This window comes from Anaeromusa sp., assembly GCF_028691475.1.
In the GTDB taxonomy this organism is placed as follows: domain Bacteria; phylum Bacillota; class Negativicutes; order Anaeromusales; family Anaeromusaceae; genus Anaeromusa.
The window spans coordinates 1-6865 of the sequence record NZ_JAQUZF010000122.1 but is presented as its reverse complement, the minus strand read 5'-3'; the positions used below and the strand labels follow the sequence as shown (position 1 = coordinate 6865).

Here is a 6865-nt window from a genome sequence, read left to right as displayed (position 1 = left end):
ACGTGCAGGAACCATTTCTTCGAAACCTATGTCTCTTACCAGTATGCCCGACAGTAACGTTACCGCTTTAAGCATGGGAGTATTCAGCATTGCATTATTCCTTGCGCTCGCTGTCGTTTCCACCTTGTTATACCAAGCATTCTAAAAAACACTGAGTAAGATCAAAGCAGCTTTGCCTACTAATCGAAAGCTGTCGGCCAAACGCTTCCACTGAAAGTCGACAGCGCCCAACAAGCCAAAAGACACCTGTGAGCAGCTCACAGGTGTCTTTTGGTTGTAGCTCCGCATCTATTGCCAGTGACCCTCTACCGTACCCTCCGGCCACTCCGGTTCTCTTGTTCAATCCCGACCTGCCGGTTCGTATTCTCTGGCTTTATTTCTTCACCGGCTTCACTGGCTTGCTCCGCTTCACAGGCTCTTGCTTCCGCGCCTGTCGTTTCAAAAAGCGCCCCTTATTAAGAAAGTACTCTTGCATATCCGCTTGCAAGCTGCGTCGGCACCGTTCCAGCCTGGTCACTTCCCCGGGCGTCACTAAGGAAATTACCATGCCCTCCTGTCCGGCCCTGCCAGTGCGCCCGGCTCGGTGCAGATACGTCTGCGGCTCGTCAGGGAAATCCAAATTAATCACATGGGTAACCCCCGGAATATCCAGGCCTCTAGCTGCTAAGTCCGTCGCTACCAACAAGGATATCTTTCCCTTACTGATTGCCTCTAAGGCTTCCTTACGCTCCTGCTTGCCTGCATCCTTACGAAGACCCGCCACCTTTACGCCGTGATGCTGCAGTTTCTCCAGCACCATTTCCAACCGGCCCTGCTGCTCCACAAAAAGCAGCGCCCGCTTGACGTCCAACGCATGTAGCACCTTGCGTAATTCGTCCAATTTTTCCCGATGCTCCACTTTCACATAGCAATGAACCAACTGCTCCGGCAGCTTCACTTCCGCCGCCGCTTCAATCAAATTGACCGTCTTTTCCAAGCGTTCAATCACTTTTTGCGCCCGCGCCGGCAGCGTAGCCGACACCATCAGCAATTGCCGCTGCGCCGGAACCTCTTTGATCACAAGTTCCACGGTCGGCGAATTTTGTTCATCCAACAGTCGATCCACTTCATCAAGCACGAGCGTACGCACGCTTGTCAAAGACAGCTTGCGTTTACGCAGCAGTTCAAGCACACGCCCCGCCGAGCCAACCACAATTTGCGGTTTTTTCTTGAGCGCGTCAATCTGCCGTGTCAACGCCGCACCGCCAATTAGAGAGGCCGCCGTCACATCCAAAGCCGCTTCCTTCGCCAATGCGCCCAGTACACGGTAAATTTGCATAGCCAGCTCGTAAGTTGGCGCCAAAATCACCGCCTGAATCTCCTTTTTTCCTGGATCAATACGCTGCAAAAGAGGCAGCAAATACGCCAGGGTTTTCCCTGTTCCTGTAGCGGAACGCGCCGCCACATTTTCTCCCGCCAACACCCGGGGGATCATCTCTTCTTGTATCTGCGTCGGAATCTGCAGCTGCTGCGCGGCTAACGCCTTGACCAAAACTGGCTGCACACCTAACTCTTCAAAGGATTTACTCATGCTTTTTCTCCTTAATTTGCTCACTTAGACAACTACTGTTTCTTTATCCTACCATAGACCTCTCAAAAAACCAATCTCCCCGCTTACTTAGTACACTTTTCCGTCTAACATTCGCCGCAACAAAGAAGTGATGTAACCTTGTTCTTGTGATATGATAGAAGGAAACACAAAATACAGGGAGGAGATTCTATGGGTAAGCGTATCGCTTTTTTAATGTGGGGTCTCTGCCTGTTCGGGTTCGGAATTGTGCTGACTGTAAAAAGCAATCTCGGCACAGCCCCTTGGGACGTACTGCACCTAGGCCTCACCAACTATCTACCGCTGACACTAGGACAAGTTTCGCAAGGCTGCGGCGCTCTGGTAATCGCCTTGAGCTGGTTTCTAGGGGTCAAACCCGGTTGGGGAAGCATAGCCAATATGATTTTCATCGGCTTCTACATTGATTTTTTCATGTGGCTGCCTTTTATGCCCTCGCCGACCTCTCTTCCCGCTCAGCTTTTCATGCTCCTGTTGGGCATCTGGATCATCGGCTGGGCCAGCTATTTCTACCTGACCGCCGCCTTTGGCGCCGGTCCCCGGGACAGCTTCATGGTGGGAGCCGTAGCAAAAACCGGCCAGCAAGTGTGGCTCATCCGCACCCTCCTCGAAAGCAGCGTCGCCATAGGAGGTTATTTCTTGGGCGGACCAATTGGCCTTGGCACCATTATTATCGCTTTGACCTTGGGCCCCTCCATCCAATGGGCCTTCCGCCTTCGCAACGAACGCCCCGAAGACATTCAGCATCGCAGTTTTTTCAAAGATTCCGTTAAGCCGTTGGCCAAAGCCAGCAACGAATAAATGAAAACAAACGGGAGTCAATCGTATTATGTATGATCTTGTCATTAACAATGGTATTCTCTTCGACCCGGCGCGCCAGCTGCGTCTTCAGGGTCACCTAGCGATTCAAGACGGTCGCATTGCCGCCATTCGCAACGGCGAACTTTTTGAAGGAAAACAACAGTTAGACGCCGCTGGTCATATTGTCTGCCCCGGATTTATTGACATGCACGGGCATATCGACGCCGCCCCTTACTGCGCAGAGCTTTCGTTGCGTCAAGGCATTACGACCACCGTCGGCGGCAACTGCGGCGCGAGCCCCTTAGATTTGGAGCAATTTTTTCGCGAGCAGGACGAAACAGGCTTTCCGCTACACCAGGCTGAATTCATCGGCCATTCAACACTGCGCCGCACTGTCGGCGTCGAAGATCCGCTGCAGCCCGCCACCAATGAACAGATTCTTGCCATGGAGCGTCTAGCATCCCAAGCGCTCGAAGCTGGCGCTTGCGGACTTTCTTTAGGCCTTGCCTATGTTCCCGGAAGCTCTGCGGAAGAAGTGCTGCGCCTCAGCCGCCTAGCCGCTCGCTTTGGCCGCCTTATTTCCATCGACACCCGGCTTCTCAGCAACAATGATTTGTATTCCCTGGTAGAAGCCATTACCATCGCCCGCCAGACCGGCGCGCGCATGCAAATTTCTCACCTCGTCTATCAATACGGCACCGGCATGATCAAAGAAGCCCTGACAGTCATCTCCAAAGCCATCCAGGACGGCCTGGACATCCGCTTTGACAGCGGCATGTACACGGAATGGGCCACCCATATCGGCACCGTTCTTTTTAATGAAGAAGCCCTAGCCCGCGAAGAATGGAAGCTGGAAGACATCATTGTCATCACCGGGCCGCATCACGGCCAGCGCCTGACGCCGGAGCTTTATAAGCATCTGCGAGCTGAAGCCCCCACTACCTCCGTCGTGGTGCTAACAGGCATTGAAGAAGAAATCTACCAAGCGCTGCTGCATCCTTCGGCCATGCCCTCCACTGACACCGGCGCTTACGCGCCCGGCGAAGGACACCCGCAAATCGCCGGCAGCTTCCCTCGATACTTCAAAAAAATGGTTGCGAACCGTTACGACCTCAGCCTCATGGAAGCCATCCGCAAAGCCACCTTACTCCCAGCGGACACCCTGGGACTGTTACAAAAAGGGCGTCTCGAAGAAGGCAGGGACGCGGATATCGTCGTTTTCGACATCCAGTCTCTCAGCGACAACGCCACCTTCTTTACGCCAGACGCACCTCCTAGCGGCATTGACTATGTCATTGTCAATGGCCGCTTAGCACTGGATCATGGCGTCATCCGGGACAACAAAGCGGGACGCAGCATCCGCTGCCAGTGCCCTGCTTACGATTACCAGATATAAGAAGAATTGAACAAGAGTCACGTGAGTCGCGGGAGGGTACGAAGGAGAGCTACGAATATAGTTTTGAACAAGAGTAAAGGGAGTAAAGTGAGGGTTCGAAGAGGACTACAGAGAACAGATCAAAAAAGTCCGTATCACAGTTGAATGTGGTACGGACTTTTTCCTTGTGTATCGTTTATGAACTTTATTTGGACGCTGTTTTCGCCGTGGTCGCGGTTTTCGTTTCATCACCGCGCACATAGAAACGCACCTGCTTAGCAGCCTTAGAAAGAGCCAGCTTATACGCTTCCGCCTCGGTCTGCACCGTAGCCCGACAGTCGAGCAGCTTTTTCTGCTGCAGCACGCCTGTTTTTGCATCCCGAATCAGCACCGTAGCGCTGAGATGATACTGACAGGCGTCTTCCCCCGCCAGAAATCCAGGCATTTTCAAGGCTTCCCCGGTTACCTTCTTTATTTCTACTATAGTAGCCGCGTTGGCGTCATTTTTCTGCAGACCAAACTCCGCTAAAATCGCTTTATTTAAATCCGACGCCAACAGCGTATTATCCTGAAGCTCCTCCGCCGGCAGCACCGCAAACGCCACCGTAAGATCCTTGACCACCTTCACCGTTTTATCGTCTTTAGAGGCAGCCTGCGCCGGAAGCGCTAGCAAACAAACCAGGCAGCCCAACAGCAAGCCGCGAAATAATGATTTCATATTCATCCCTCCCAAGAAGAGTAAATTCGGCGAGAGAGACGGTTTTCCTCTATTTGTCCGCTTGAAAAAGTTTCTGACCATATTGACGTAAGCGTTCCGCAAAAAGAACAGCGTATTTCAAGCGATTCGCTTCCTTTTCCCCGTACATCAACGTGTCAGCTTCTTTAATAATTGCATTGGTACTACTGGCATCAGCGGCATGGCCGATCGCCCAACCAATGGAGACGCTCACTGGAACAGCGCTATTTACTCGATTGTGTGCTGCAATCTTGTCGCGGACCCGCTGGCAGGCTTCTTGAACAACGACATCATCGGTCATCTGCATGACAACAGCAAATTCATCGCCCCCTAGGCGTATAACAAGATCGTGGTGGTCAAAACACTCCTTAATCATTTTCCCTACGGCCGTCAGCAAGACATCCCCCGCAGTATGTCCGCAAGTATCATTGACCAACTTGAGCCCATCCACATCAATGGAAATAAAGCCAATCGGATTGAAGCGGCCTGTTGCCAGACGCAGAAGTTCATGCTCTAAGTAATTGCGATTATACAAACCTGTCAGAACGTCGTGAAAACCAATATGCAGTAATTTTACGGTAGACAAGTAGACAACGGCAATAACCAATAAAAACGCAATGACCAAAAACACGCTAATCAACCAAATAAAACGCATAGACGATACGAGTATCTCGTCCGTATTCTGCACCAATACCAAATACCACTCACTCACATGATTAATGCCATGAAAATCAAATTTCATAACATGGTAGGTCTTATCAACATCATCCACAAACTGCTCAAAATATTCCTCGCCGTTTACAATGCGCGACAATACCGGTTCATAATTTTTAGCTGCTTCTACACTAAGAATAGACTCTTTTTTAGGGTGCGAAATAAGCAGCCCCCGATCATCTACCATAAACATATAGCCGGTTTGACCCATTTTGACGGCATTGACAAATTTATCCGTAAAATGCCGCATTGGCATTGCTACGTGTATAGCGCCTACGAACGCCCCGTCCTTATGAACCGGCAAAGAAATGATAAACGCAGGGTTTCCATAGATCAAGCTTCGATATACATGGGTAATCACATTAGGCTTTCCTTCATCATAGATCGACTTCGCCATAGGATGCTCCGCATTTGATTTTCCAATCGAATCGCCCCTAGTCGAATCCGCAAAAAATACCCCTCGTTTAATGACATACTTCTTGCCGTTGACAGCCGTCAACTCAAAATCAAAGTCTGGACGCAAATTAGCCGACAGCGCAATGTTTTCATAAAAACCATTTTTTTCATGAAAGGAACGTAAAAAGTCATTGGCGCGCGCCACGGCCTCGGCGTCCGTAGGCTGGGCGCAAGCCTCAATAACCCTTGCATCGTCGGCAAGTATCGCTAAAACCACCAATTGATCGTCAATCCAAGTCTGGAGCGTTTTATTAGCCTGATCGAGAATTTTCCCACTGACATCCTGGTTTATTCTCATTTGATTGTGACTGTCCAAATAATAAATCGTGCCTGCCAAGCATACAAACAAGATCAATAAAACAGGCAAAATCAATTGTAAGTATCGAACCGCCACTCTTCTCGGAATGCTAGTGCTATTCTTCATTTACACTCCACTTCTTTTTCAAAAATACATTACTCTGTCATCGGGCTCTACCAGTCTCTTACTGTGGTCTGAAATCCCAAAGCAACACCATTCTACGAAATTCCCATTGTCTAGGGCCTTCATTTCAGTATCTTGCGCCATTTCTATCGAAAAGCAGACTTCATTTTCAATTTATTAAAATTAAATTCTATTTAAATGCAACCAACTCCTGCAATAATATACAATTTTCAAACTGCTTCCATAAAGAACACTGAGGAAAAATCGCCCCGAACTGCAAAAGCCCTAGCCAGCATATCAGAGTCGTCCCCTTGAATCAGGTCCACTAAAAAGAAAAAAAGCGCAGCTTCTTAAAGCAGTTGCGCTTTTTTACAACCTATTTTATTGACGAGATCAAGGTATCTGTTTGTTTAACAGCTTTGTCCTTTTCAGCTTTTTTCTTCTTTTTTTCCTTGTTTTTCGGACTCTTGTCTCCCATAATCAACATCTCCCTTTTATTGTGACACCTATGTTCATTATACCACTATTGCGAACCTGCAACGCGATAATTAGCAAAACAATCATCTTACATTTTCTTTTTTATTTAGGACAAAAGAGACATTTCCAAGTTTTTCCTTTTTATGATATTCCCGACTTGCCAAAATCACTAAAACCGGTTCAGAAAAACTGTCCCCACCCAAGTCAAAATTGCAATGAATAGCTTGTGCTGCGTCCGCCGCCTTGATCTTTTTTAAGAATAGCGGCTTGAATTAAATC

General features: G+C 49.1%; 5 protein-coding genes. 2 read left to right on the top strand and 3 right to left on the bottom strand.

Features of this window, described 5'->3' with window-relative positions; translation table 11 throughout:
• Nucleotides 1-373: 373 nt before the first annotated feature.
• On the bottom strand, nucleotides 374-1570 hold the full coding sequence (locus PHF27_RS12380) for a DEAD/DEAH box helicase (RefSeq protein WP_300070561.1): 1197 nt from the start codon (nucleotides 1568-1570) through the stop codon (nucleotides 374-376).
• Between the two features lie 189 nt (nucleotides 1571-1759).
• Here PHF27_RS12380 and PHF27_RS12375 point away from each other — a divergent pair, with 189 nt between their 5' ends.
• Both PHF27_RS12375 and PHF27_RS12370 read left to right on the top strand, forming a co-directional pair.
• Nucleotides 1760-2407, top strand: a complete 648-nt coding sequence (locus tag PHF27_RS12375) for a membrane protein (protein WP_300070558.1) — start codon at nucleotides 1760-1762, stop codon at nucleotides 2405-2407.
• 28 nt (nucleotides 2408-2435) lie between these two features.
• Nucleotides 2436-3803 (top strand): amidohydrolase family protein, encoded by a 1368-nt coding sequence (locus tag PHF27_RS12370; RefSeq protein WP_300070556.1) that lies wholly within the window; start codon nucleotides 2436-2438, stop codon nucleotides 3801-3803.
• A 184-nt stretch (nucleotides 3804-3987) separates the two neighbouring features.
• On the opposite strand, the gene PHF27_RS12365 is transcribed toward PHF27_RS12370, so the two are convergent.
• A complete protein-coding gene (locus PHF27_RS12365; RefSeq protein ID WP_300070553.1) occupies nucleotides 3988-4500 on the bottom strand; it encodes a hypothetical protein in 513 nt (170 codons plus the stop codon).
• Between the two features lie 49 nt (nucleotides 4501-4549).
• Nucleotides 4550-6112, bottom strand: coding sequence for a diguanylate cyclase (locus tag PHF27_RS12360; RefSeq protein ID WP_300070550.1), 1563 nt, complete (start codon nucleotides 6110-6112; stop codon nucleotides 4550-4552).
• Nucleotides 6113-6865 lie beyond the last annotated feature (753 nt).